This is a genomic window from Agathobaculum sp. Marseille-P7918 (assembly GCF_964248325.1).
In the GTDB taxonomy this organism is placed as follows: Bacteria; Bacillota; Clostridia; order Oscillospirales; family Butyricicoccaceae; genus Agathobaculum.
Genome location: NZ_CAXTXI010000001.1, coordinates 392,167 through 417,463 on the forward strand (window position 1 = coordinate 392,167; position 25,297 = coordinate 417,463).

Below are 25,297 nucleotides of genomic sequence, written 5' to 3' on the forward strand. Positions count from 1 at the left end.
TCAGCAGTACAGAAGATGGGAGCCTATAGACTATTTGGATAATGGGATATGACGTATACCCTTTTACCTTGAGCACTTAGCATAGTTATGATAAAATACAATTAGGGTGATTGAGGTGATTGATATGAAAATGATCCGACTCATTTCTGATCTGCGAAAATTTGACAGCGAAGTATATTACAAGCTCCAACAGGCAGAGCAAGAAGCATCGCTGACCGGTCAGCGTTATTCCTCCAAAGATGTCCTCAAGACCATGAAAGATGCTATTGGGAAAGGATAAGGCTGTATCATGTGGAGTATTTGCCTTCTGTACGGCAAAAGCTCATGGGAATTGCCCAGTATTTTGACCGAGAACTTTGCAATCCAGTCGCGGGAATCGATTTGCGTAGCGTTTGAACAGTTCTGCCGATGCACTGTGTAATTTCCCGCACGCACCCCCAGTTTATGTTCCCATCCGTCCCTTACAGCGACCGGCGCATTACAGAAATAAAACACAAATGAAAAGTATGAACCACCTGCTTCATGCTTTCAACCTATCGAAAAAGTCCGGCTAATGCCGGGCTTTTTCGCATTTAACAGGTAAGGTGATGCAAGAGATGCTGGCATGCGGAAAAACGGATTGTGATGTGATTGAGAATGTGGTAATAGACAGCCTGGTACCGAAGAAACATCTTCCAGGAAGAATCTGGCTCGACGGAAGAATGCACGGACCATGAACCTGCATACCGCCGCATTCGCTGCAAATTCGGCATTTACAGAACCTTTGCGTGAAAAAAATGCCAGCATATTCTTTCTGGAACTTTAAACATCGCCTCCCCCCGGCACCTAAAGGCTATGTATTGCGCAATCAAACCATTATCTATCTTTTTGGCATCAATGAGCAAGAGCAAGAAACCATCAACCTTTTTCACAGAAAACAAATAATTTTTTTGTGATATAATTCCATTGTTAAATAGTGGAATATATATTACACTGACATCAGAAACAATAGATTCCGGAGGAGATATCAGTTAATATCATTTTAAGTGTTTTGCTTGCGGTATTTCATTTGATGACGCTGTTGGTGGACAGATAGTATTTCAAGAAGTTACCGAAAAGATTTTCGAAGGAATTATCGATTATTCGATGAATCTCAAGGTATTTGCACGCGAAGATACTTTCAAAATCCCAGCTGTTGTTATATTCATAAAAATGTTTTCAATTTTTATTCTGGTTCTGCACATAGCGATTGGAGCGGATACGCCTTAGCGTATTCGAGTTGAGCTTAGTTGATTGTTGCTGGTGATTTTATGATCGGAATTATAATCGCAAGGGCGTTGATACAAGTAGATTATCCCGGGCAACGTACTAAGACTATTTTGGATTCATCTTTGTTTTTTGACACTTATTTTTTCGCTTTTGTATTGGCTGCCGCAATAAGTCGTTCTCCCATCGGGAAAAAGCTTCATTTAGCTCTGAAGAAGATTTTGCAAAAAAAGACCTCTCGCATCAAATATTTAACCATATTGGAGAGCATTCCATTTATATTTACTCTTGTTGTTCTTGCAATTTGCCTAATCGCTCGGCATTATGTTTGGAATGACATTATGTTCGTATTGTCATACCTGCTCATGATATTCCTTTTTTTGTTTTCTTATCGATGGTCAACTGCGATTGCTGAGATACGAAAAGAGCGCAAAAGTAAAGATGATGATAAAACCTGATCAAATAAAAAGGCGGCACCCGGCTTACACCATATGGGTATAAGCCGGGTACTTTATATTACATGCAGGCCTCTTAATATTAGTTCTTATCCTGCGATGCAGAAGCACCACATTGGAGGGTTTACATAATTGAGGGCTTCAACCGCCAGCTGTACAAGGTAGCCAAGGCCAAATCCGTGTTTCCTGCCGATGACAGCCTGCTGAAAATGTTGTATTTGGCCATGATGGATATCTCAAAAGTGGACTGGACGGCGGCAGAACAGAAGCATAATTCGCACCCAGATCAGAATTTACATGGAATGTGGGATTGACCCGGTGAATTATGTCATCCATTTCTGGATCATTTTCGCCAATCAATTCCACATCTTTTCCACATTTATTCCACACAATACGACAGAAAACAATAGAATACAGCAATATTACCAGTTATTTACAGCGCAAGTTCTAAAACTTTATTGCTGATAATGTTAGTAAAAACAAGTAAAAGCAGCAAAAAACCGTCCTTTTCAGGACGGTTTTGGATGGTGGACATTGACGGGTTCGAACCGCCGACCTTCCGCACGTCAAGCGGATGCTCTTCCAGCTGAGCTAAATGTCCATGACTCGGACGATGATTTTCATCGTCCGGATAAATTGTCTTACTTCTTGCAGCGCTCCAGATACTCACCGGTACGGGTGTCAATCTTGATGCGCTCACCCTGCTCAATGAACAGCGGAACCTGAACGGTCGCACCTGTTTCAACAGTCGCGGGCTTAAGAGTGTTGGTCGCAGTGTTACCCTTAAAACCGGGATCGGTCTCAGTGATCTCCAGCTCTACAAAGAGCGGTGCCTCAACCGCATAGACATTGCCCTTGTAAGAGCAAACCTTGCAGTTTTCGTTTTCCTTCACAAAGCGGAAATCGTCGCCGAGCGTATCCTTGCTAATCGGAATCTGCTCGTAGGTTTCATTATCCATGAAGTAGTACAGATCACCTTCGTTATAAAGGTACTGCATGTCGCGGCGTTCTACATAAGCCGCTTCATATTTATCCGTCGGATTGAAGGAACGCTCCGTTACCGCGCCAGTGATGACATTCTTCATCTTTACGCGAACAAACGCCGCACCCTTGCCCGGCTTTACATGCTGAAACTCAATGACCTGCAGCACCTGACCGTCCATTTCAAAAGTTGTGCCGTTACGAAATTCGCCTGCCAGCATATCGGTATTCCTCCATAGTGATTTATCCTCATTTTGACTGTCTCTCGAACAGTGCTTGTTTATTCTACCGCAAATTTCTTCTTTTTGCAAGAGGTAATTATAATTTTCTTGAAATTTTTTTGCAGGCACGGAAAAAGGCGGCGCAGCCGCAGACCGCGCCGCCTTTACATCCGCTTTAGGAATATGTGGCTGAATCAGCAGCAGCAATTGTTGCCGCAAGTGCAGCAGCCGTTATCCGAGCCGCAACCACAGCCGTTGCCCTGCTCGCAGCAGATCCAGATCAGGATAATGACAACGATGATCCACCACCAGTTATTCTCGCCGAAAATAGAGTTAGAAGAGCACATAAGGAATTTCCTCCTATCAAAGATTTCACTTCATACTATGGAGCAACTCCTCATGTGGTGACAGATCCGCTAAAGGATTTTTCCGCGCAGGCCATCGCGGTGCAACCCTTCCAACCGCACAGAAACCGGCCCGTTCTTTTCTACCCTTTTCTCCTCTTCTATATATATAGGAAAACCGTAGGTGCCGTGCGCCGCCCAAAAACCGCCTGTGCGATGCTCGGGCAGTACGGTCAATTCTTTTCCCACAAAGCCGCGGCGATATGCTTCACTCAGCCGCAGCGCCACTGTTTTGGCTCGCTCTGCGCGCGCCGCTTTCTCCTGCTGGCAAAGCTGCCCGGGCAGCTTTGCCGCGCGCGTGCCCTCCCGCACGGAAAACGGGAACACATGCACCGCTGCAAACGCACAGTGCTCGAGAAACGCCAGCGTTTCTGCGAACTCCTCCTCGGTTTCTCCCGGAAAGCCTACAATTAAATCGGTGGTGATGGAGGCATCCGGCAATACCGCACGAATCCGCTCCACTGCCTGATAATATTCTTCCGCCGTGTATTTACGCCCCATGCGTTGCAGCACACTGTCACAACCGCTTTGTAGGGAAAGATGAAAATGCCGCGCCAGATTAGGTAAACCCGCTAACCGGCTGCAAAAATCCGCATCCACCACGCGCGGGTCGAGCGACCCCAGTCGGAACCTCACCTCCGGATGCGCCGGCAACAAATCACACAGCAGGTCCATCAGCGAAACGACGGGCTGCAAATCCCGCCCATATGACGCAATCTCAATACCCGTCAGCACAATTTCATGTACGCCCTGCCGCTCCAAACGCGCTGTTTCCTGCTCTGCCTGCGTGGGCGGCAGCGAGCGCACGCGCCCCCGCGCATACGGAATAATACAATAGGTGCAGAAGTTGTTGCACCCATCCTCTATTTTCAGCAGCGCGCGCGTCCGGCCTCTGGGCACTCCAGCCGGCAGCACTTCATATCTCTCTTTCTCGGATGCATTGCAAGGCGAAGACTCCCCTTGCACAGCGGCTTCGCACAGTGCAATCACCTCTGCACGGCTGCCAGTTCCGCAGATGAGGTCGACCTCGCCCGTCGCGCGCACGCGCTCCGGGTCGGTCTGTGCAAAACAGCCGCAAGCCGCAATCACCGCCCGCGGATTGTCCTTGCGCAGCCGATGGAACGCACGAATGTTCTTATGATCGGACACCGATGTAACAGTACAGGTGTTGATAATAACCGCATCGGCATCCTTGTCCACGATCTCATGCCCGCGCGCCTGCACCAGCTGCTCAAGCGCCTGCGTTTCAAACAGATTGACCTTGCATCCCAAGGTGAAAAAAGCAAACTTCATGAAAGCCCCTACCAAATTGTTGTATTTGCTGCCCTATTGTATCACAAAATAGCGGATTTTCCAACCGATTTTTAATTCGCATTTGACAAACGGCGGCAGTCATGCTATACTGTTTCCATAATGTAACTTTAAGTTGTAACCGTTTTGTAACTATAAGGAGTGCACAAAATGTCTACCACCGCCAAGAAGAAAGAGCTTCTGGAATATAAAGGACACCCGCTGATGCGCAAGGAAAACATCATTTATTATGGTTCGATGAGCGATTCCCACATTATTATGATGCAGATTCTGGACGCTGGCCAGGTCAAGAACCTGCCGGTTGCCAAGCGCGTTTCCGTTCAATTGCAGCAGACTAACCCCAACGTGCGAATCAAGGATCGCATTGTAAAAAAGACCGAGAAAAACAGCCTGTGGGCCGCCATGGACATCGCCTCCATCTGGCTTGGCCGAGCACTGAACAACAAGTAAACCACACTTTGCTTTGACAAACGGAGGCTTATCCATGAAATCCACAAAGAAATTATTCCGCATCGCCGTCACCGGCATGCTTGCCGTATCCATGCTTCTTCCCAATTCGCTGGCTATGTATCAGGCAAAGGTGAAGGCGGATGCGCTGTATCTGCGTGAATCTCCCGGCGGTGAGGTCATCGCCACGCTGTCGCAGAATACCGTTGTTGCCGTTCTGAACAACAGCAGCAGCTGGTATAAGGTTGTTGCCAATGGCAAGGAAGGCTATGTCAGCGGTGAATATCTGACCGGCACAACCGTCACCGATTTTTCGCTCGGCAAGGCAAAAATTGTCTGCGACACCACGGTAAACTTCCGTTCACAGCCGAGTACCTCTTCCGGTGTGCTTGCGTCTTTGAAAAGCGGCACGGTTGTTGACGTGACCGGCGTGCAGAGCAACTGGTATAAGGTTACATATAATGGCAAGACCGGTTATGTACATCCGGACTATATCAGTTTCTCCGGCGTACAGAGCGCAAGCTCCAATTCCGGCAGCTCCGCTACCAATAATTCTAACACTTCCGAGACTATCGTACCTTCCACCAATGTGGTTTCCTATACCGGCACCAGTGAGAAGCGTGCAGAGGTTTTGGACTATGCCGCACAGTTCCTCGGAACCCCGTATGTATACGGTGGTAGCACGCCGAGCGGCTTTGACTGCTCCGGCTTTACCTCGTATGTTTTTGCCAACACGGTCGGCTCCATTCCGCGTGTTGCCCAGTCCCAGTTTGACGCAACCACGCGCGTAGCGCTGGAGGATCTTGAGCCGGGCGATCTGGTATTCTTCGGCAGCAGCGCCTCTTCCATCAGTCACGTGGGCATCTATGTCGGCGACGATACGTTCATCCACTCCCCGCATACCGGCGAAGTGGTCAAGTATGAGCCGCTTACCGGCAACTATCTGACCCGTTTCCAGGGTGGCGGCCGCGTTATTTTTGATTAAAAAAGGACAACCCTATGCTTTGAAACGGCATGGCCAATTTGGCCATGCCGTTTTTTCTATTGCATACTTTGCAGTCTCCCATGCGGAGCACTTTGTTTTCTACGCTGTCAACCGTAACGAACCGTCTGTCCATTCCAGCTTTTTCGGCTCCAAGCCTGCTTTCGCCAAATACGCATTGATGGATGCCGCTACCTGATCGGTTAACGCCGTAATCAGTTCCGCCGGTACGGAAATTCCGCCAATTTCCGCATTTTCACATTGCAGCCCAATCTTCCCTTCCGCCACGGAAGCCGTCCATACCCCATACATACGGCACTCATCCGGCAGAAACAACAGCGCAGTACGCAATCCCCCCGGCACCAGCCCACTCTCCTGTAAATCCTGCTTACGCACCAATACCACCACGGAAATCGTTTCATCCGCTCCAATCTGCGCGGTGATTTCCCGCACCGTTATTGGCAGAGCCTGCTCTATCAACTCACATAAATCCGTTTCGCGCAATTCCATTCCCGTCTCCTCCTGCTCCGGTAAAGTCGGACCGCCCGCTTCCGGCGAAGCCTCCTGCTCCGGATGACCCAGCAGCATTCTGCCAATCATCAGCAAACACAGAAGCATACATACGCCCAGAATAATAGTATAGACAGGGCTTCTTTCTTCCTGCATCCCAGCGCCGCCCCCTTCCTACACGCTCATTCTATGCGTCGGCAGCCACGCTTATGTATCCCATGTACCCTTCGGCTCTGTGCCGACGTGCATGAGCCAACTCAGCCGCACTCCTCTCCCGTATTTTACAAATAACCAAAGAGGTTACATATGAAGATTTTTCCTGTTACCTTTGTCGGCTTGAACATTGTCTGTTCGCTTGTGTTCCGTGCCGGTCCGTATAATCCGCAGGACTCGACGCGGATTCTGGCGCTTGCCATGCTGACCGTATTGGGACAGACGCAGGCCATCGGGCAATATGACAGCGAAACCACACAAAGCGTATACGACGCTTTGATAGGCGGTCAATACCGGTAAGTGCTCCGGCATAACGTACCATCCATGACACACAAAAAGGGGCGCTCCTTTCGGAGCGTCCCTTTTCCGTTTGGTGCAGTAACCGTTCGACTCAGCCGCCGCACTTGCTGCCACAGCCGCAGCCACCCGAATTGCTGTTGCCGCTGCCGCAGCCACAGCCGTTCGAGCCGCCACCCAGCGTGCCGCACAGATTCTCGCCGCATTCCTGCTTGGGCGGGAAGAATTCATCAATCGGGAACTCAAAGTTTGCAAAAATCTCGCAGGGATCCTGCTCGCCGCCTACGCCGCTGTTCGAGCAGTCGCGGCGCGGCAGGCAGATGTCATAGGCCGGCATAAGCAGCTGGATATCGCGCTCCAGACGGATGATGGCAAACTGGCCGAGCGTAACGAACAGCTGATAGCCGTCGTTATCCAGCACCAAATTATCACCGCCGAAGCAGGAGCAAATCGGGCGCGGTACCTCATGCAGTGCGCAGCAGCAGCAGTTGCACGAAGTCTCCGGCGCAACCACGCGCGCGTCCAGCACAATGGGGTCAACCACCTCGACCACAGCGGTCGGCTTGTTGCTGTCGGGCGCAAGCTGAACATCCATGCCGTCCTCCACATAACGGGAAGAGAAGATACGGGCGCCGCCTTCGCCGCCGAACAGTACCACGCGCTTGTCAAATACAGCCAAGCCATCGATGATACGCGGACGGCCGACCACGCAGCTCACCTCGCACTCGATGCGATAGAAGAAGCGTATATCAACCGTATAGCAGCCACGGTTAAACGGCTGCAGAGGTTACCACATTCGTTTTTTCTCTTTTTTCGAGAAAATTTGACGCCAATTTCTATCACTGCACAACAAAAGCCGCCCGATTGGGCGGCTTTTCTGCTGTGATTGCAACTTGTCAGGCAGCGCAGGACTGCCCCAGTAATTTACTCATCGTCCTGCAAGGCATCAAAGCCCTCTGCGCCCGTGCGCACCTTGATGACGTTCTCCACGTCGTAAACAAAGATTTTACCATCGCCGATATGACCGGTGTACAGTACCTTCTTGACCGTTTCAACAACAGTCTCCACCGGCACCTTGGACACAACGACTTCCATCTTGATTTTGGGCAGTAATGTCATATCCACTTCTGCACCACGGTAATACTCCGCCGCACCCTTCTGGACGCCGCAGCCAATGACGTTGGTCACCGTCATGCCGGATACGCCGATTGCACCCAGTGCATCCTTGAGCACTTCAAACTTGGACTGTTTGGTGACGATAACAATTTTGGTCAGCTTGTGATCACTGCCCTCGGTAGTAACCTTAGTGACCGGCACTGCCTTCTCAACCGCAACCGGAATGGTGTCCAGCATGGATGCTGCCTTTTCGGCCGCCTTGGTGCCCAGTACGTTCGGCACCACCGGCATGAAGTCCGCATACGCCGAGGACAGGCCATGTTCGGGCTTGTCGAGACCCATGATTTCTTCTGCTTCGGTGACACGCAGACCAATGGTATGCTTGATGATCTGGAATACAATCGTCATCGCAATGGCAACCCACGCAATGACCGCTACCATGCCGAGCGCCTGAATGGCCAGCGCATGTGCGCCACCGCCATAAAACAGACCGACCGGCGCAACCTCAGTGCTTCCGTAAGCATAATAACCGAACAGACCGACCATCAGCGTACCGGTCGCACCGCACAGACCATGTACGCCAACCGCACCGACCGGATCGTCAACCTTGAGCTTCTGATCGACAAATTCAATACCAAATACCACAACAAAACCTGCAATAATGCCAATGACTGCTGCACCAAAGGGCGTAACCGTGTCGCAGCCTGCCGTGATGGCAACCAGACCGGCCAGCGAACCGTTCAATGTCATGGAAACATCCGGCTTCTTGTAACGAATCCAAGTGATGCACATCACCGTCACGGTCGCAACCGCAGCTGCCATGTTGGTGGTCACAAAGACACGGGCCGCAACCTCAGCGCCCTCACCGGACAGGGCAACCGTCGAGCCGCCGTTGAAACCAAACCAGCAGAACCACAGGATGAATACACCCAACGCACCCAGCGTCAACGAATGGCCGGGAATTGCACGCACCTTGCCGTCCTTGGTATATTTACCGATACGAGGTCCAAGGATGGCCGCACCGATGAACGCTGCGACGCCGCCAACCATATGTACCGCCGTGGATCCAGCGAAATCATGGAAGCCCAGTTCAGCAAGCCAGCCACCGCCCCAGATCCAGTGACCGGAGATCGGATAAATGATGGCCGAAATGATCATGGAGTAAATGCAGTAGGCCGAGAACTTGGTGCGCTCCGCCATAGATCCGGAAACAATCGTTGCAGCCGTCGCGCAGAACACAGTCTGGAAAATGAGTGTGGTCCAGTTGTAGCCTTCCCCTACGACACCGTCGGCCAGAAAGTCAAAGCCACCGAAAAAGCCGTTCATCGAACCAAACATAATGCCGAAGCCCACCAGCCAGAAAATCGGCGTGCCGAGGCTGAAGTCCATCAGGTTCTTCATGATGATGTTACCTGCGTTTTTCGCGCGGGTAAAGCCGGTTTCCACCATTGCAAAGCCCGCCTGCATAAAGAATACGAGCGCTGCGGCAATCAGTGTCCAGCCGACATCCATCGAGGTCGCAAGTGCATTGAAATCCATTGTTAAAACCCCCTAAAAAATTAAAATGGCGTGTATCCCCTGCCGCCCTTTTGGGCAAACAGGAAACACACGCCATTGTGTACGAAGATAGATATATACAAGTATGCAAGAACTTATTTTCCGCGCGCTGCGCGGTATGATTCCGCAAACCGTATCACGGTTTGCATCCAATGACCCAGCTTTGCCGGGGCATTTGATCCCCCGACCCAGCGGCCTGTAGCCGCGCCGTTCGGGTATCAGGACTTGGTTTCTTTCGGAACCAAGTCCCGTACATAGGGGGCTTATGAAGCCCCCTATACGTTTTAAACATAGAAGAGGATATCCGAGTAGGTCGGGAACGGCCAGTACTTCTTGCCCACCAGCATTTCCAGCTGATCGGCCGGTGCACGAACCGCATCCATTGCAGGCAGAATGGTATCGTGATAGTAATTGGCGACCGTCTCCGCGTCCGCAGCGGGCGCTTCCGCTACCGCCGCATCCAATGCACGGCCCTTGGTGTACAGCTCCTCGGTCAGCGCGGATACGCGGCCCAGCAGATCGGCCTCCATGCCACCCGCAACGCCGGCCTCCTTCTTATTCTTGACCGTTTTGGCCAAATCGCTCTGATACGCAACACAAGCCGGCAGAATCTCCTCGCGCACCATGTCGCTCATGGTCAGGGCCTCGATGTGCAGCGTCTTGTAATACTCCTCCAGCAGCGCTTCCTCACGGGATTCCATCTCCACGCGGCTGTATACGCCGTGACGGGTGAACAGCTCGACGTTGGCCTCATCCGTATAGTGCGGCAGTGCGTCCGCCGTAGACTTGAGGTTATGCAGACCGCGCGCCTCTGCCTCGGTCACCCAAGCGTCGTCATAGCCGTTGCCGTTGAAGATGATGCGCTTGTGCGCCTTGATTTCGCGCTTGATGAGTGCCACCAATGCAGATTTGAAGTCGTCCGCCTTCTCCAGTTCATCCGCGAACAGGCGAAGTTCCTCGGCTACCGCCGTGTTAATCATAATGTTCGGGCAGGCGATGTTGATCGCGGAACCCAGCATACGGAACTCAAACTTGTTGCCGGTAAAGGCAAAGGGCGAGGTACGGTTGCGGTCGGTCGTGTCCTTCGGGATATCCGGCAGAACGGAAACGCCCAGATCCATCTTGGTCTTGGCCATGTCGGTGTAATCCTCACCGGACTCAATCGCGTCGAGAATCGCCTGCAGCTCGTCACCAATGAACATGGAAACGATAGCCGGAGGAGCTTCATTTGCGCCCAGACGATGGTCGTTGCCCGCAGAGGCAACCGAAATGCGCAGCAAATCCTGATATTCGTCCACTGCCTTGATGACCGCAGTCAGGAACAGCAGGAACTGTGCATTCTCGCTCGGGGTCTTGCCCGGTTCGAGCAGATTTTCGCCCTCGTCGGTCGAAATCGACCAGTTGTTGTGCTTACCGGAACCGTTAACACCGTCAAACGGCTTTTCGTGCATCAGGCAGATGAAGCCGTGCTTCTGCGCCACGCGCTTCATGACCTCCATGGTCAGCTGGTTGTGGTCGGTTGCGATGTTGGTGGTGGTGAACACCGGCGCCATCTCGTGCTGAGCGGGCGCAACCTCGTTGTGCTTGGTCTTGGCAAAGATGCCGAGCTTCCACAGCTCCTCATCCAGCTCCTGCATGAATGCGGCAACGCGCGGACGGATAGAGCCGAAGTAGTGGTCCTCCATCTCCTGTCCCTTGGGCGGCTTTGCGCCGAACAGGGTGCGGCCGGTGAAAATCAGGTCCTTACGCTGCGCATAGTCCTTTTTGTCAATGAGGAAGTACTCCTGCTCAGGGCCGACCGTTGTAGTCACGCGGCGAACATTCTTGCCGAACAGTTTAAGCACGCGGCATGCCTGCGTGCTGATGGCTTCCATCGAACGCAGCAGCGGGGTCTTTTTGTCGAGAATTTCGCCGGTATAAGAGCAGAACGCCGTCGGAATATAGAGCGAACCGTCCTTGACGAACGCATAGCTGGTGGGGTCCCACGCGGTATAGCCGCGGGCCTCGAAGGTCGCGCGCAGACCGCCGGACGGGAACGAAGAGGCATCCGGCTCGCCCTTAATCAGTTCCTTGCCGGAAAACTCCATCATTACGCTGCCGTCATCCGTGGGGGAAATAAAGGAATCGTGCTTTTCCGCCGTCACGCCGGTCATTGGCTGGAACCAGTGGGTGTAGTGTGTTGCGCCTTTGGACACCGCCCAGTCCTTCATCGCCGTTGCCACTACCGCAGCAACGTCAGCATCAATGGCCGTACCTTCCCGCATGGTTTTCTTCAGCTTTCTGTAAACGTCCTTGGGCAGACGTTCCTTCATCACGGTCTCGTTAAAGACCATGCTGCCGAACAACTCCGGAACATTCTTTGCTGTGTTCATGAATGGTTCGCTCCTTTATATGTGAATTTATTACCCAACGAATGGAATATAACAAAACAGGCGCTGCGGGTCGTGTTCCCACAGCGCCTTTGCTGTTAACACCTTGCATTATAGCGGGCAAACCCTCCTTTGTCAAGGTCTCCGAACACTCTTTTTCACCAGAAGAAACGATTTGATGCAACCTTCTGAAAACCTGCCGAAAATGTATCGGTGATTCTATGCAAATTGTGAAAAAATAATGTTTTCCACCGTTTTCCCGCTTGACGCTGTCCCCCGTTGTGCTATACAATAGGAAAAGGACAAAGGCGTCCACGATAACCGGAGATCAAAAAAAGGCGGTCTCCGGTTATCGTGGACGCCTTTTTTATATCGTATCCTATTTTTCCGCCCCGGCAGCGGTTTCCCGATGAAAGCGCGCCGGCGGCCGGCTTCCCCTGAGCGGGACGCCCTGCAACGCGCATATATAAAGGAGGAAGCACCATGTTGCAAAAAGAAGGCAAAATCCGTATTCCCGCCGGCTGTGCGATCTCCGGCATCTTCCACAAGGACGGCACACGGGAGAACGGCACGCGCATCATCGACTCCATCCGCACCATGCACGACCGTTCCAATGGTCTGGGCGGCGGCTTCGCCGGCTATGGTATTTATCCCGAGTACGCAGATTTCTATGCGTTCCATGTATTCTATGATACGCAGAACGCCAAAGACGAATGTGAAAAAGAGCTGGAGCGGCACTTCGACATCGTCAATCTTTCCAAGATTCCGACACGCCGCCATCCCCGCATCACTGACGAGCCGATGATTTGGCGCTATTTCGTTACCCCCCTGCACACCAAGCTGACGGCTAGTCAGCTCGACGAGCGCGAATTCGTCGCCCGCTTCGTCATCCGCATTAACCACACGCTGGACGGCGCTTACATTTTCTCTTCGGGTAAGAACATGGGCGTATTCAAGGCCTCCGGTTTCCCGGAGGACGTGGGCGAATTCTACCGGTTGGAGGACTACGAAGCCTATTCGTGGACCTGCCACGGCCGCTACCCGACCAACACCCCCGGCTGGTGGGGCGGCGCGCATCCGTTCGCACTGCTGGACACCACGGTCGTGCATAACGGCGAAATTTCCTCTTATGATGCAAACCGTCGTTTTATTGAAATGTTCGGCTATTCGTGCGACCTACTGACTGACACCGAGGTCATCACTTACATCATTGATTATCTTGGCCGCAAGCTCGGGCTGACGCTCGAGGAGATCAGCCGCGTCATCGCTGCACCGTTCTGGTCTACCATTGAAAAGCAGGAGCCAGCCGAGCGTGAGCGACTGACCTATCTGCGCAACGCATTCGCCTCTCTGATGGTCACCGGTCCGTTCTCCATTCTGGTTGGATACGAAGGCGGACTGATGGCGCTCAACGACCGCCTCAAGCTGCGCAGCATGGTAGTCGGCGAAAAGGACGAAACTGTATACATCGCCTCAGAAGAATGTGCCATCCGCGTGATTGCGCCCGAGCTTGACCGGGTATGGGCGCCGCGCGGCGGAGAGGCTGTCATTGTGAGCTTAAACGACGGAGGGAAGCAGTAATGGCTATTGATTTTCTGTATCCGCAGTACGAGGTCGTGCGCAATTACGACCGCTGCATCGCCTGCCGTGCTTGTGAGCGGCAGTGCGCCAACGAAGTGCATTTTTACGATCCGGAATTTGAAAAAATGATGGTGGACGAGAGCAAATGCGTCAACTGCCACCGCTGTGTCTCGCTCTGCCCGACACGCGCGTTAAAAATCGTCAAGACCGACCACACCTTTAAGGAAAACGCCAACTGGACGGGCAAAGCCATTTCCGAGGTCTACCGTCAGGCAGGCTCAGGCGGTGTGCTGCTGTCCTCCATGGGCAACCCGGAGCCATACCCCATCTACTGGGATAAAATCCTCATCAACGCCTCGCAGGTCACCAACCCCTCGATCGACCCGCTGCGCGAGCCGATGGAAACCAAAACCTTCCTTGGCAAAAAGCCGGGCAAGATTACGCGCGACGAAAACGGCCGTCTGGTTCCCAATATGTCCCCGCAGCTCGAGCTGAACGTGCCGGTCATGTTCTCTGCGATGAGCTACGGCTCGATTTCCTACAACGCGCATGAATCGCTTGCCCGTGCTGCCTGCGCGCTGGGTACCTACTACAACACCGGCGAGGGCGGCCTGCATCAGGACTTCTACCAGTATGGTCCACACACCATCGTACAGGTTGCCTCCGGCCGCTTCGGCGTGCACAAAGACTATCTGGAAGCGGGCGCGGCCATCGAAATCAAAATGGGCCAGGGCGCAAAGCCCGGCATCGGCGGCCATCTGCCCGGCCACAAGGTCGGTCCGGACATCTCCAAGACCCGCATGATTCCGGAGGGCACGGACGCCATCTCCCCCGCCCCGCACCACGACATCTACTCCATTGAGGACCTGCGGCAGCTGGTATTCTCGCTCAAGGAAGCAACCGAGTACAAAAAGCCGGTCATGGTCAAAATTGCAGCCGTACATAATGTTGCGGCAATTGCCTCGGGCATTGCCCGTTCGGGCGCGGACGTCATCTGCATCGACGGCTACCGCGGCGGCACAGGTGCCGCCCCGACTCGCATCCGCGACAATGTCGGCATTCCGATCGAGCTGGCGCTCGCCGCGGTCGATCAGCGACTGCGCGATGAAGGCATCCGCGATCAGGTTTCCGTGGTTGTCGGCGGCTCGATTCGCAACTCGGCCGATCTTTTGAAAGCCATCGCGCTCGGCGCGGACGCATGCTACATCGCCACCTCCGCTCTGCTCGCGCTCGGCTGCCATCTGTGCCGCTCCTGCCAGACCGGCAAGTGCAACTGGGGTATTGCAACCCAGCGTCCCGAGCTGGTCAAGCGTCTCAACCCCGACATCGGCTCCCAGCGGCTGATCAATCTGGTCACCGCGTGGGACCACGAGCTTAAGGAAATGATGGGCGGCATGGGCATCAACTCGATTGAAGCGCTGCGCGGCAATCGACTGATGCTGCGCGGTCTGGGCCTGACCCAGAAGGAGCTTGATATCCTTGGCATTAAGCATGCGGGCGAATAAGGAGGAAAGCAACGATGAAACGGGTTTATGTCAACGAAAAATGGTGCCTCGGCTGCCATTTGTGCGAATATTACTGCGCCTTTGCCAACTCGGGCAAGTCCTCGATGGTCAAGGCGCTCAAAGACCATAAAATTGCGCCGCGTATCCGCATTGAGGAGCGCAACAACATTTCCTTTGCAGTCAACTGCCGCCACTGCACCGACCCGCTGTGCGTCAAGGGCTGCATTTCGGGCGCGCTGACCATTGTGGACGGTGCGGTGCAGATCGACTCGGACAAGTGCGTCGGCTGCTACACCTGCATCCTGTCCTGTCCGTACGGTGCGCTGTCCACCTCCAACGAGGGCGCTATCCAGAAGTGCGAGCTGTGCGCCAAGAACGAGTTTGGCCAGCCCATGTGCGTACAGGGCTGTCCGAACAAGGCCATTGTATACGAGGAGAGGTGAAACGCATGAATTACGTGATTATTGGCAACGGCACTGCTGCGGTCGGCACGATTGAGGGCATCCGCGCCGTCGATCCCACCGGTCCCATCACGGTCATTTCGGATGAGATTTATCCGGTGTACGGCCGTCCGCTGATCTCCTATCTGCTGCTTGGCAAAACGACCGAGGACAAAATGCTGCACTACCGTCCGGTCGACTTTTACGAGACAAACGGTGTTAAAACCATGCTGGGCCGCACCGTCACGAAAATCGACCCTGCGGCAAAGACCGTGCTGCTCGAAGGCGGCGAGACCGTCCCCTATGACAAGCTGTGCATCTGCACCGGCTCGCGGCCGTTCGTCCCGCCCATGGAGGGGCTGGAAACCGTGCAGAACAAGACCAGCTTTATGACACTCGACGATGCCAAGCGTCTGAACACCATGCTGGGTGAGGGCAACGACAAGCGGGTGCTCATCATCGGCGCGGGCCTGATTGGTCTGAAATGTGCTGAGGGCATCTATCAGCGTGTCAAAGAGCTGACGGTCATCGACCTTGCCCCTCGCATTCTGCCTAACGTATTGACTGAAGCGCCTGCCGCCATTATCCAGAAGCACATCGAAAGCAAAGGCGTGCACTTCATCCTTGGCGACAGCGTCGCCCGCTTTGACGGCGGCACCGCCACCCTGCAAAGCGGCGGCACGATTGACTTTGACGTGCTGGTCATCGCGGTCGGCGTGCGGCCGAACACCGAGCTTGCCGCCGAGGCAGGCTGCGAAGTGAACCGCGGCATCCTGACCGACAACCGCTCCGCCACCACCGTGCCGGACATTTACGCAGCGGGCGACTGCACGGTATCGCATGACATCACTTCGGACACCGACCGTATTCTCGCCATCCTGCCTAACGCCTATATGCAGGGCGAAGCCGCAGGCCGCAACATGGCGGGCGGCAAAACGTCCTTTGAAAAGGCCATCCCCATGAACGCATCCGGCTTTATGGGCCTGCATATGATTACTGCCGGCTCTTACGACGGCGACACCTATCTCGAGCAGGACGAAGAACACTACAAACTGCTGGTGACGCGCGACAATCATCTGGTCGGCTTCATCATGATCGGCGATGTGGACCGTGCGGGCATCTATACCTCTCTTATCCGCGAGCGCACCCCACTCGACACCATCGACTTCGACCTCATTCGTGAAAAGCCGCAGCTGATGGCATTCTCCCGCGCCGAACGCGCGAAAAAGTTAGGAGGCGCACACTGATGACCACCGTACAGGCAAATCTTACCTATTACCAGCAGCTCAATGAGCAGATTCGCGCGATTGACGACACCGACATCACGGTCGAAAACGTAATCGGCCAGCGATACATCGGCTGCGGCTCAGCGGATCACACCATCACCATCCACGGCACGCCCGGCAACGGCCTTGGACAGTACCTGAGCGGATCGACCATCGAGGTGTTCGGCAACGCACAGGAAGCGGTCGGCGACACCATGAACAAAGGTGACATCATCATCCATGGCAACGTGGGCGACGCCTGCGGCTACGGCATGCGCGGCGGCCGCATTTTCATCCAAGGCGACTGCGGCTATCGCGGCGGCATTCATATGAAGGCCTATGAGCAGCACTTTCCCGTCATCGTTATCGGCGGCAAAGCCGGCTCGTTCCTGGGCGAATATCAGGCCGGCGGCCTGATTCTGGTACTGGGCCAAGGACAAAACGGCGCATACCCTGCAGGAAATTTCTGCGGCACCGGTATGCACGGCGGCAAAATTGTGTTAAGATGTGATAAAGCCCCGGCCGGTCTGCCGCGTCAGGTGCTGGTCAGCCCGGCGTCGCAGGCGGACCTTGACGGCATCGCGCCGTATGTTGAGGAATACTGCCGTCATTTCGGCGGCGACGCTGCCGCTCTGCTCGGGCAGCAATATTATGTACTGTCCCCCAATCCGGAGGCCGGTTATCATCAGCTTTATACCTATGAATCCTGATTTTGTGCCTCATCGGCATATCATACTTTTCAGAGAGGAGCGCGGCTCTTATGGATACCACCATGCACGAAGTCATACAATTTATCGAGGAGAATGACGTTAAATTCATCCGTCTGGCCTTTTGCGATATCTTCGGCAACCAGAAAAATATTGCCATCATGCCAACCGAGCTGACCCGTGCGTTTGAACACGGCATCCACTTCAATGCATCCTCGCTGCGCGGCTTCCTCAACGTGGACGCCTCCGACCTGCTGTTATTCCCCGACCCGGCAACGCTGTCCGTGCTGCCGTGGCGACCTGCACAGGGACGTGTGGTGCGTTTCTACTGCGATATCCGGTATCCGGACGGCACGCCCTTCGAGGGCGACGGTCGCCGTCTGCTCCGTGAAGCAAGCCGCCGCGCCCGTCAGTCGGGTTATTCCATCACAATGGGTACAGCAAGCGAGTTTTACCTGTTCGAGCTGGATGAAAACGGGCATCCCACCATCATTCCGCACGACCACGGCGAATATTTCGACGTGGCGCCGCTGGACAAGGCCGAAAACGTGCGTCGTCAAATCTGCCTGACGCTCGAGGAAATGAATATCCAGCCGGAATCTTCGCATCATGAGCAAGGCCCGGGACAGCACGAAATCGACTTCCGCTATGCAGAAGCGCTTGAGGCTGCAGATAATTTTGTCACCTTTAAATGGGTGGTCAAATCCATGGCCGCATCGAGCGGCCTGTACGCTTCGTTCCTGCCAAAACCCCTGCCCAGCATTCCCGGCAGCGGCCTGCACCTGTCCATTTCCATCATGCGGAATGGAGAAAACCTGTTCCATCCGGGCTTTGACCAAAGCGAAGCAGGACGCAGCTTTGTTGCGGGCATTTTACAGCACGCAGCGGAAATGACCATATTCGGCAATCCGCTGACCAACTCGTTCCAACGTCTGGGCGAGTTTGAAGCACCCAAGTATATTACCTGGTCGCATCAGAACCGCTCGCCGCTGATTGCCGTGCCACTGGCAAACGGCAAACTGGCCAACCGCATGAAAGTACGCTCGTTCGACGGCTGCATCAATCCCTATATCGTCTTTGCTCTGCTCATCCACGCGGGTCTGGACGGCATCGAACAACACCTCCCCCTTGCTCCCGCGTGCAATGACAGCCTGTTCACCGCCTCGGACGCGGTGCGCGCCCAGTATCAGGCGCTGCCCGGTTCGTTGTGCGAAGCCATCCGCTGCGCACAGGACAGTCTCTTTATCGCCCGTCACCTGCCGGTCAAAACGCGCGAAGCGTTTTTTGCTGCCAAGCAGGTCGAGCATGACCGCATTGCGCTGGCGGACGACCGTTTTTCCGCTGAGCGTGCGCTGTACTTCGAGCGCTACTGATTTCACTCCCATCCTTACCCGAAAGGAGGGAAACGCTGCTTGGAACGCATTATGATCGTTTCCGCCACGCAAAAATCCCATGCCATGCTAACACAATTTCTCACCTCCTGCGGTGTGCAGGCCAAAACTGTTGCGGTCTCCTCCGGTTCAGAGGCCCGCCGCGCACTGGTGGACGGCGACTTTGATCTGGTTCTGGTCAATACGCCGCTGCCGGACGAGTTCGGCCACGAGCTGGCGCAAACCGCTGCGTGCGACACGCTTGCAGGCGTTATCCTGCTCGCGAAAGCAGAGGTAGCCGACAGCGTTGCCGAAAAAGTAGAGGACGACGGCGTGTTCGTCATACCCAAGCCACTTTCGCGCGTGCTGTTTTTACAGGCACTGCGCATGACGCGCGCCGCACGTTCGCGGCTGACCGGCCTGCGCAAGGAAAACCGTCGTTTACAGCAGCGCATCGAGAATATCCGTCTGGTTGACCGCGCCAAGTGCCTGCTGATTGAATGCTGCTCGATGAGTGAGCCCGAAGCACACGCCTATATCGAACAACAGGCCATGAATCAGCGGCGCACCAAGCGGGAAATTGCGGAACATATTATCTCCGGCGGCACGCCGGAATGACCCGCTTTTGTGCGATACCGCCCAAACTATCCATCTCGCTGCGACAAATTTTTTCCCCTTTTTTTGAAATGGATAGAGAAATTCCCGACGGATTATGATATACTAAATGGTATATGAGCAACTGCCTGCTGATCGGTCTGCTCATATACCATTTTTTGTTTTATCAAGGAGGGAGCCCGCTTGAAGCTGTCCTTCACCAAGATGCACGGCTGCGGCAACAACTACATTTATTTCAACTGTTTTGACCAGACGGTACCCGATCCTGCGTCGCTCTCCGTCCGGCTGAGTGAGCCGCACTTCGGCATCGGCGGCGACGGCATCATCCTTATCTCCCCTTCGGACAAAGCGGATGCGCAGATGCGCATCTTCAACGCCGACGGGTCGGAGGGCAAGATGTGCGGCAACGGCATTCGCTGCGTCGGCAAATATCTGTACGACAACGGTATGACCGACGGACGCACCACCATCACGGTCGACACGCTTTCGGGCGTAAAAACACTTGAGCTGACCGTCAAAGACGGCAAAATGACATCTGCTCGCGTGGACATGGGCGCGGCCATCTTGAAGCCTGCCGACATTCCGGTTGACCTCGAAGGCGACACGGTCATCGGCGCGCCAATCGTCGTAGACGAAAAGGTATACCACATGACCTGCGTCTCCATGGGCAACCCGCACTGCGTCATCTTCCTCGATGAGGACATTGACGGGCTGGACCTCGAGCGGATCGGCCCCAAATTTGAGCACCATGCGCTGTTCCCTGAGCGCGTCAACACCGAGTTCGTGAACGTCCTGCCGGACGGCACGCTCAAGATGCGCGTGTGGGAGCGCGGTTCGGGTGAAACCTGGGCCTGCGGTACAGGCGCATGCGCGGTGGGCGTGGCCGCAGTGCTGACCGGACGCGCACAAAAAGGCGAGGATATCACCGTACATCTGCGCGGCGGCGACCTGACCGTGCGCTACACCGACCAGACCGTGTTCATGACGGGCGCGGCAACAACCGTATTTAAGGGGGAAATCGAGTTATGACAAAATATATTTTTGTGACCGGCGGCGTTGTCTCTGGTCTGGGCAAGGGCATCACGGCCGCGTCGCTCGGCCGCCTGCTCAAAAGCCGCGGCCTCAAGGTTGCCGCGCAAAAGCTGGACCCGTATATCAATGTTGACCCCGGTACGATGAGCCCGTTCCAGCATGGCGAGGTTTATGTCACCGACGACGGCGCGGAGACCGACCTCGACCTCGGCCACTATGAGCGCTTCATCGACGAGGACCTCAATAAATTCTCCAACCTGACTACCGGTAAGGTGTACTGGAACGTCCTGAACAAGGAGCGCGCGGGCGAGTATCTGGGTGAAACCGTGCAGGTTATCCCGCACATCACGAACGAAATCAAGTCGTTTATCTACTCGGTTGGCAAAAAGACCTCAGCAGACGTAGTCATCACTGAGATCGGCGGCACAACCGGCGATATCGAGTCCCAGCCGTTCCTCGAAGCCATCCGTCAGGTGGCGACCGAGGTCGGCCGCCGCAACTGCCTGTTTATTCACGTTACGCTTGTGCCGTTCATCTCCGGATCGAACGAACCCAAGAGCAAGCCCACCCAGCACTCGGTCAAGGAGCTGCGCGGTCTGGGCATTTCCCCGGACATCATCGTCGCGCGTGTCGATCAGCCGCTCGACGACGACATCAAGCGCAAGATTTCGCTGTTCTGCACCGTGCAGGAGGACTGCGTAATCGAAAACCGCACGCTGCCCGTGCTGTATCAGGCGCCCATGATGCTCGAGGAGAGCCACCTGTCCGACATCGTCTGCCGTGAGCTTGCCATCGGCGCGCCCAAGGGCGATATGAGCGATTGGGTTGCGATGCTTGAGCGCATCGCCTCCCGTAAAGAGCATGTCAAAATCGCGTTGGTCGGCAAGTATGTCAAGCTGCACGACGCATACCTCTCGGTTGCAGAGGCATTGCAGCACGGCGGCTATGAAACCGGCTGCTTCGTCGACATCGACTGGGTTGATTCCGAGGAAATCAACGATTCAACCGTGGACAAGCTGCTCGGCGAGGTCGACGGCATCATCCTGCCCGGCGGCTTCGGTCCGCGCGGTATTGAGGGCATGATCTGCGCAGCGAACTATGCGCGCACACAGGGCATCCCCTACTTCGGCATCTGTCTCGGCATGCAGATTGCAGTCATGAGCTATGCACGCAATGTGCTCGGCTTTGAGGACGCAAACTCCTCCGAGTTTGACCCGGATTCCACCCATCCGGTCATCGACCTGATGGAAAGCCAGCAGGGCATTTCCAAAAAGGGCGGCACAATGCGTCTGGGTGCGTATCCGTGCAAAATCCGTCCGGATACCATCATGGCTTCGGCCTACGGCGCGGAGATGATCTCCGAACGCCACCGCCATCGCTATGAATTCAACAACAACTTCCGTGAGCAGATCGAAAGCCACGGCATGCATATCACCGGCACTTCCCCCACGGGTGAGCTGGTGGAAACCGTCGAAATTCCCAACCATCCGTTCTACATCGGCGTGCAGTTCCACCCCGAGTTCAAGTCCCGTCCCAATCGCGCGCATCCGCTGTTCAAGGCGTTTGTCGCAGCATCGCTGAAAAGGAGCAAAGAACATGCAGATCAATAAGCACTATGACGATCTGGAGCAGAGCTATCTGTTCTCCACGATCGCACGCAAGGTAAACGAATATTCCGCCGCCCACCCGGAAGCGGACATCATCCGTCTGGGCATCGGCGACGTCACCCGTCCGCTCGTGCCTGCCGTCATCGACGCGCTGCACGCGGCGGTCGAGGATCAGGCAAAGCAGGAAACCTTCCACGGCTACGGCGACGAACAGGGCTACGGCTTTCTGCACGAAGCCCTCGTCGGCTACTACAAAACCCACGGCGTCACGCTCGACACCAACGAAATCTTCATTTCGGACGGTGCCAAGAGCGACCTCGGCAACATCCTCGACATCTTTGGCACGGATAACACCGTGCTCATCCCCGACCCGGTTTACCCGGTGTATGTGGACACCAATGTCATGGCAGGCCGTAAGGTTGTGTTCATGGAGGCGACCGCAGAAAACGGTTTCCTGCCGCTGCCGGACGCTTCCGTCAAAGCGGATATCATCTATATCTGCTCGCCCAACAACCCGACCGGTGCGGCATACGACCGCGCAGGCCTCAAGGCTTGGGTGGATTACGCCAATGCGCAGAATGCCGTTATCCTGTATGATGCAGCCTATGAATGCTTCATCGAGGATGAGAATCTGCCCCGTTCCATCTATGAAATCGAGGGAGCAAAGACCTGTGCCATCGAGTTCTGCTCGTTCTCCAAGATGGCGGGCTTTACCGGCACACGCTGCGGCTGGACGGTTGTCCCGCAGGCGCTCATGGACGGCAAGCTGAACAAGATGTGGCTGCGCCGCCAGACCACCAAGTTCAACGGCGTTCCCTACATCGTGCAGAAGGGTGCGGCAGCGTGCTTTACCGAGGAAGGCATGAAGCAGATCAAGGAAACTCTCGGCTACTACAAGCAGAACGCCAAGGTGCTCTCCGAAACACTCGATTCGCTCGGTATCTGGTACACCGGCGGCAAGTCCAGCCCGTATCTGTGGCTCAAGTGCCCGAACGGTATGGGTTCGTGGGAGTTCTTCGACTATCTGCTCGAGAATGCCAACGTGGTCGGCACGCCGGGCGAAGGCTTTGGCAAGAATGGTGAAGGCTTCTTCCGTCTGACCGCTTTCGGCGACCAGAAGCGTACGCTCGAGGCAGCGGAGCGTCTGAAAAAGCTGCTTTCCAAGTAACATCAAAGGGCTGTCCGTTGAGACAGCCCTTTTTTCTTGCAGGAGGAATACGCATGGGAGTTTTATTTACCAAACGGTGCGTACTGTGCGGTGAAATGCTGCCCGCCGCCGGCACGGGCAAAGCGATGCTGTGCTCGGACTGTGCCGCCGAGGTACGGCAGTGCTACCGCTGCACGGAAACCATCTGTATTCCGGGCGCGGTGGATGCAGCCGCCGCGCTGTACTACACCGGCAAGGTGAGAAACGCAATGCAGCGGTTCAAATTCCAGCACAAACAGCACTATGCAGACTGGTTCGCCGCGCAGATGCTGCCGCTGCTGGCTGACCGTCTGAACGCATGGCAGCCCGACCTTGTCACCTTCATGCCAATTGGCTGGCTGCGGAGACGCGAGCGCGGCTACAATCAGGCCGAACTGCTGGCCAAAGCCGTCGCAGAACCGCTTGGCCTGCCCTGTCGGGCAACGCTGCGCAAGCGTGCGTTTACGCCCAAGCAGTCCGCACAGAAAGATGTGGCCGCACGGCAGAAAAACGCGGAACGGGCGCTGCTGCCGCGAGAAAACGCCGAGGTGCATGGCAAGTCGGTCGTGCTGCTAGATGACATTATCACCACGGGCGCAACAGCGGCGGCAGCGGTCAAGCTGCTGCGTGAGATGGGCGCAGTGAGGGTGTATGTGCTGGCTGCGGCACACACGTCTGGTAAATAGAAAAAGCCGTCCCTCACGGGCCGGCTTTTTCTATTGCGTAATCATAAATATGCCATTCATATACTCGTCCATAGCTGTCGGTCACTTCTGCAATTAGTTCCAAGTCCTCAAAAGACTTCAGTACTGTCCAATCAGGCTCACCATAAGCATAATATTGCCCATTCTCTTCGTTATACTCTGCCGCGCTCATCTCCAGGCTTTTGAGTTCCGTGTCACCCTCCCGCAGAATCAATCTGCATTTTACCGGATAAGCACGAAATTGATCCGACCACGCATTGTAGAACCGGTACTGGAGCCACCCTCGAATCGTCGTGCTGCCATTTTCTGACGTAATAGCGCTGCCATCCAGTAAGGCTTCTCCTTGCTCATCCAGCCACTGATAATCAAATTGAAGCCGATATTCATTTGAAATCCCGCTCAGCGTTTCCAGCAGCAGATTGCGTACCGTACCACTCTCGCGGTCGGTCAGCGTCAGGTACACGGTAAATGCATCCCGCAGTGGAATCTCCGTGCTGCCCACATACGAATTATCCTGCTCCAGAATCGCAGCACACGTCCAGCTTTTGCCCGCGCTCTGAATCGTGAACTTTGGGATATCGGTATCCGGGTTCAGTTCCTTAGGCCGCGCGGACAGAGACAATTCAAGCGTGGTCGTTACTGTCTTGTTCGGGCTATATTTCAGATCATAAGCGATGTCATAATCCGACAAGGCATCTTCTTCGGTTTGCCCCTCTGCCGGAGCGTATTCCGCACCTGACTGCTGCATCTGTGCGGACATAGCTTCTACACGCAACCGCAGATTTTCTACTTGCGTTTGCAGCATTTGTACATATCCGATCGAAAATAAATTCCCAATGACGCTCACAAACAGCAATAGTGCAACTGCAATGATGAACCACTTTGTCTTTTTGGTCAGCACCGGCGAATACGTGATCTTAAAGCCGTCCGGTGCGAGTTTCATCCATTCCGACGACTTCTGCTCTTTATCCGGCAGCGGCTCGTCCGGCCGCAGCAGCGTATCCACCGGCACGTCAAACAGTCGGCTCAGTTCCACCAGATTATCCATTGTCGGCACAGCCTGATCGGACTCCCATTTGCTTACCGCCTGCCGGGACAGCCCCAGTTTCTCGCCCAGTACTTCCTGACTCAAGCCCTTCTCACGCCGAAGCGCTGCAATTTTCTCCCCTGTTGTCAT

At 54.7% G+C, this 25,297-nt stretch carries 25 protein-coding genes, 1 tRNA gene and 1 pseudogene; 17 read left to right on the plus strand and 10 right to left on the minus strand.

Annotated features, from left to right (window positions below):
* The first annotated feature begins 124 nt into the window (after positions 1 to 124).
* Entirely contained in the window at positions 125 to 280 is a 156-nt protein-coding gene (locus ACESSO_RS01935) for a hypothetical protein (RefSeq protein ID WP_373163358.1), read from the plus strand.
* Between the two features lie 248 nt (positions 281 to 528).
* Here the strand turns inward: ACESSO_RS01935 and ACESSO_RS01940 are convergent, their stop codons facing one another.
* A complete protein-coding gene (locus ACESSO_RS01940) occupies positions 529 to 786 on the minus strand; it encodes a hypothetical protein (RefSeq protein ID WP_373163359.1) in 258 nt (85 codons plus the stop codon).
* A gap of 482 nt (positions 787 to 1,268) precedes the next feature.
* On the opposite strand from ACESSO_RS01940, the gene ACESSO_RS01945 reads away from it, so the two are divergent.
* Together ACESSO_RS01945 and ACESSO_RS01950 are read left to right on the plus strand one after the other, a co-directional pair.
* The gene (locus tag ACESSO_RS01945) at positions 1,269 to 1,703 is read left to right on the plus strand and encodes a hypothetical protein (RefSeq protein ID WP_373163360.1); all 435 of its coding nucleotides are present in this window, start codon (positions 1,269 to 1,271) and stop codon (positions 1,701 to 1,703) included.
* Between the two features lie 128 nt (positions 1,704 to 1,831).
* Positions 1,832 to 1,997, plus strand: a pseudogene (locus ACESSO_RS01950) (IS256 family transposase); the annotation flags it as partial.
* A gap of 228 nt (positions 1,998 to 2,225) precedes the next feature.
* Here ACESSO_RS01950 and ACESSO_RS01955 read toward each other — a convergent pair.
* The 4 genes from ACESSO_RS01955 to mtaB form a co-directional block, all read right to left on the minus strand.
* Positions 2,226 to 2,301, minus strand: a tRNA-Val gene (locus ACESSO_RS01955).
* Positions 2,302 to 2,341: 40 nt separating this feature from the next.
* Positions 2,342 to 2,902 carry an elongation factor P gene (efp, locus tag ACESSO_RS01960; RefSeq protein WP_297284238.1) on the minus strand — a complete coding sequence of 187 codons (561 nt, stop codon included), beginning with the start codon at positions 2,900 to 2,902 and terminating at the stop codon, positions 2,342 to 2,344.
* A gap of 194 nt (positions 2,903 to 3,096) precedes the next feature.
* A complete protein-coding gene (locus tag ACESSO_RS01965) occupies positions 3,097 to 3,249 on the minus strand; it encodes a hypothetical protein (protein WP_373163361.1) in 153 nt (50 codons plus the stop codon).
* 69 nt (positions 3,250 to 3,318) lie between these two features.
* Positions 3,319 to 4,599, minus strand: coding sequence for a tRNA (N(6)-L-threonylcarbamoyladenosine(37)-C(2))-methylthiotransferase MtaB (mtaB, locus tag ACESSO_RS01970; RefSeq protein ID WP_373163362.1), 1,281 nt, complete (start codon positions 4,597 to 4,599; stop codon positions 3,319 to 3,321).
* Positions 4,600 to 4,767: 168 nt separating this feature from the next.
* Between mtaB and ACESSO_RS01975 the strand changes: the two genes are divergently transcribed.
* Together ACESSO_RS01975 and ACESSO_RS01980 are read left to right on the plus strand one after the other, a co-directional pair.
* Positions 4,768 to 5,067 (plus strand): hypothetical protein, encoded by a 300-nt coding sequence (locus tag ACESSO_RS01975; RefSeq protein ID WP_373163363.1) that lies wholly within the window; start codon positions 4,768 to 4,770, stop codon positions 5,065 to 5,067.
* 34 nt (positions 5,068 to 5,101) lie between these two features.
* A complete protein-coding gene (locus ACESSO_RS01980; protein WP_373163364.1) occupies positions 5,102 to 6,049 on the plus strand; it encodes an SH3 domain-containing protein in 948 nt (315 codons plus the stop codon).
* 99 nt (positions 6,050 to 6,148) lie between these two features.
* Here the strand turns inward: ACESSO_RS01980 and ACESSO_RS01985 are convergent, their stop codons facing one another.
* The gene (locus tag ACESSO_RS01985; protein WP_373163365.1) at positions 6,149 to 6,712 is read right to left on the minus strand and encodes a hypothetical protein; all 564 of its coding nucleotides are present in this window, start codon (positions 6,710 to 6,712) and stop codon (positions 6,149 to 6,151) included.
* 150 nt (positions 6,713 to 6,862) lie between these two features.
* Between ACESSO_RS01985 and ACESSO_RS01990 the strand changes: the two genes are divergently transcribed.
* Complete coding sequence (locus ACESSO_RS01990) at positions 6,863 to 7,069, plus strand: hypothetical protein (protein ID WP_373163366.1); 207 nt, start codon at positions 6,863 to 6,865, stop codon at positions 7,067 to 7,069.
* A 91-nt stretch (positions 7,070 to 7,160) separates the two neighbouring features.
* Here the strand turns inward: ACESSO_RS01990 and ACESSO_RS01995 are convergent, their stop codons facing one another.
* The 3 genes from ACESSO_RS01995 to ACESSO_RS02005 form a co-directional block, all read right to left on the minus strand.
* Positions 7,161 to 7,784: a hypothetical protein gene (locus ACESSO_RS01995; RefSeq protein WP_373163367.1), complete on the minus strand. Its 624-nt coding sequence runs from the start codon at positions 7,782 to 7,784 to the stop codon at positions 7,161 to 7,163.
* Positions 7,785 to 7,990: 206 nt separating this feature from the next.
* Entirely contained in the window at positions 7,991 to 9,721 is a 1,731-nt protein-coding gene (locus ACESSO_RS02000) for an ammonium transporter (protein ID WP_373163368.1), read from the minus strand.
* 302 nt (positions 9,722 to 10,023) lie between these two features.
* Entirely contained in the window at positions 10,024 to 12,111 is a 2,088-nt protein-coding gene (locus ACESSO_RS02005; RefSeq protein WP_373163369.1) for a glutamine synthetase III, read from the minus strand.
* Between the two features lie 480 nt (positions 12,112 to 12,591).
* Between ACESSO_RS02005 and ACESSO_RS02010 the strand changes: the two genes are divergently transcribed.
* The 11 genes from ACESSO_RS02010 to ACESSO_RS02060 all read left to right on the plus strand — a co-directional run bounded on the left by ACESSO_RS02010 (position 12,592) and on the right by ACESSO_RS02060 (position 24,102).
* Entirely contained in the window at positions 12,592 to 13,689 is a 1,098-nt protein-coding gene (locus tag ACESSO_RS02010) for a glutamine amidotransferase family protein (protein WP_373163370.1), read from the plus strand.
* Positions 13,689 to 15,194 carry a glutamate synthase-related protein gene (locus tag ACESSO_RS02015; RefSeq protein ID WP_373163371.1) on the plus strand — a complete coding sequence of 502 codons (1,506 nt, stop codon included), beginning with the start codon at positions 13,689 to 13,691 and terminating at the stop codon, positions 15,192 to 15,194. The genes ACESSO_RS02010 and ACESSO_RS02015 overlap by 1 nt, the downstream gene beginning before the upstream one ends.
* A 14-nt stretch (positions 15,195 to 15,208) precedes the next feature.
* A complete protein-coding gene (locus ACESSO_RS02020) occupies positions 15,209 to 15,637 on the plus strand; it encodes a 4Fe-4S dicluster domain-containing protein (protein ID WP_297283904.1) in 429 nt (142 codons plus the stop codon).
* 5 nt (positions 15,638 to 15,642) lie between these two features.
* Positions 15,643 to 16,881 carry an NAD(P)/FAD-dependent oxidoreductase gene (locus ACESSO_RS02025; protein ID WP_373163372.1) on the plus strand — a complete coding sequence of 413 codons (1,239 nt, stop codon included), beginning with the start codon at positions 15,643 to 15,645 and terminating at the stop codon, positions 16,879 to 16,881.
* On the plus strand, positions 16,881 to 17,609 hold the full coding sequence (locus tag ACESSO_RS02030) for a glutamate synthase (protein ID WP_373163373.1): 729 nt from the start codon (positions 16,881 to 16,883) through the stop codon (positions 17,607 to 17,609). Before ACESSO_RS02025 ends, ACESSO_RS02030 begins: the two co-directional genes overlap by 1 nt.
* A 50-nt stretch (positions 17,610 to 17,659) precedes the next feature.
* Positions 17,660 to 18,979, plus strand: coding sequence for a glutamine synthetase family protein (locus tag ACESSO_RS02035; protein WP_373163374.1), 1,320 nt, complete (start codon positions 17,660 to 17,662; stop codon positions 18,977 to 18,979).
* Between the two features lie 39 nt (positions 18,980 to 19,018).
* A complete protein-coding gene (locus tag ACESSO_RS02040; RefSeq protein ID WP_373163375.1) occupies positions 19,019 to 19,594 on the plus strand; it encodes an ANTAR domain-containing response regulator in 576 nt (191 codons plus the stop codon).
* Between the two features lie 180 nt (positions 19,595 to 19,774).
* Positions 19,775 to 20,620, plus strand: coding sequence for a diaminopimelate epimerase (gene dapF, locus ACESSO_RS02045; protein ID WP_373163376.1), 846 nt, complete (start codon positions 19,775 to 19,777; stop codon positions 20,618 to 20,620).
* Positions 20,617 to 22,233 (plus strand): CTP synthase, encoded by a 1,617-nt coding sequence (locus ACESSO_RS02050; protein ID WP_373163377.1) that lies wholly within the window; start codon positions 20,617 to 20,619, stop codon positions 22,231 to 22,233. The genes dapF and ACESSO_RS02050 overlap by 4 nt, the downstream gene beginning before the upstream one ends.
* The gene (locus ACESSO_RS02055) at positions 22,220 to 23,398 is read left to right on the plus strand and encodes an LL-diaminopimelate aminotransferase (RefSeq protein ID WP_373163378.1); all 1,179 of its coding nucleotides are present in this window, start codon (positions 22,220 to 22,222) and stop codon (positions 23,396 to 23,398) included. The genes ACESSO_RS02050 and ACESSO_RS02055 overlap by 14 nt, the downstream gene beginning before the upstream one ends.
* A 53-nt stretch (positions 23,399 to 23,451) precedes the next feature.
* Complete coding sequence (locus tag ACESSO_RS02060) at positions 23,452 to 24,102, plus strand: ComF family protein (RefSeq protein WP_373163379.1); 651 nt, start codon at positions 23,452 to 23,454, stop codon at positions 24,100 to 24,102.
* Between the two features lie 13 nt (positions 24,103 to 24,115).
* Here the strand turns inward: ACESSO_RS02060 and ACESSO_RS02065 are convergent, their stop codons facing one another.
* Positions 24,116 to 25,297, minus strand: coding sequence for a helix-turn-helix domain-containing protein (locus ACESSO_RS02065; RefSeq protein ID WP_373163380.1), 1,182 nt, complete (start codon positions 25,295 to 25,297; stop codon positions 24,116 to 24,118).